This is a genomic window from Paenarthrobacter nitroguajacolicus, assembly GCF_029952445.1.
Classification (GTDB): Bacteria; Actinomycetota; Actinomycetes; order Actinomycetales; family Micrococcaceae; genus Arthrobacter; species Arthrobacter nitroguajacolicus_B.
Genome location: NZ_JAQPPK010000069.1, coordinates 1 through 947, shown reverse-complemented (window position 1 = coordinate 947; position 947 = coordinate 1). Strand labels below are relative to the sequence as shown.

Below are 947 nucleotides of genomic sequence, written 5' to 3'. Positions count from 1 at the left end.
GAGGACTCGATGTGGGCCAGGGCTTCGGGGATGTCCCAGCCCTTTTTGCGCATGGCGGTGGCCCAGAGGCGGCCGGCGCGGTAGGAGGAGCGGACCAGCGGCCCGGACATGACGCCGAGGAAGCCGATTTCTTCGGCTTCGTGCTGGAGGTCCACGAATTCCTGGGGTTTGACCCACCGGTCCACGGGCAGGTGCCGTTCGGAGGGGCGCAGGTACTGGGTGATGGTGATCAGGTCACAGCCGGCCTGGTGCAGGTCGCGGAGGGCTTCGGAGATTTCCTCGCGGGTTTCGCCCATGCCCAGGATCAGGTTGGACTTGGTGACCATGCCCAAGTCCCGGCCCTGGGTGATGACATCGAGGGAGCGTTCGTAGCGGAACGCGGGCCGGATCCGCTTGAAGATCCTGGGCACGGTCTCGACGTTGTGCGCGAAGACCTCGGGTTTGGAATCGCAGATCGCGGCGATGTTCTCGGGTTTGCCGGAGAAGTCCGGGATCAGCAGTTCCACCCCGGTGCCGGGGTTCAGTTCGTGGATTTTCCGGACCGTTTCGGCGTACAGCCAGACGCCTTCGTCTTCGAGGTCGTCGCGGGCCACTCCGGTCACGGTGGCGTAGCGCAGCTGCATGGCCTGCACGGAGCGGGCTACCTTGGTGGGTTCGAACATGTCCACCGGGGAGGGCTTGCCGGTGTCGATCTGGCAGAAATCACAGCGCCGGGTGCATTCGGACCCGCCGATCAGGAACGTCGCTTCCTTGTCTTCCCAGCACTCGAAAATGTTCGGGCAACCGGCCTCTTCACAGACCGTGTGCAGGCCTTCTTTCTTGACCAGGTTCTTGAGCTGGACAAACTCCGGACCCATCTGGACCTTGGCCTTGATCCACTCAGGCTTACGTTCAACCGGGACCGCCGAGTTACGCTGCTCAACGCGCAGCAACTTACGGCCTTCAGG

Annotated in this window: 1 protein-coding gene; it reads right to left on the bottom strand. The window is 63.5% G+C overall.

The window, feature by feature from the left end; translation table 11 throughout:
- On the bottom strand, positions 1-947 hold a 947-nt coding region (lipA, locus tag PJL15_RS22545; protein ID WP_281453354.1), incomplete at both ends, for a lipoyl synthase.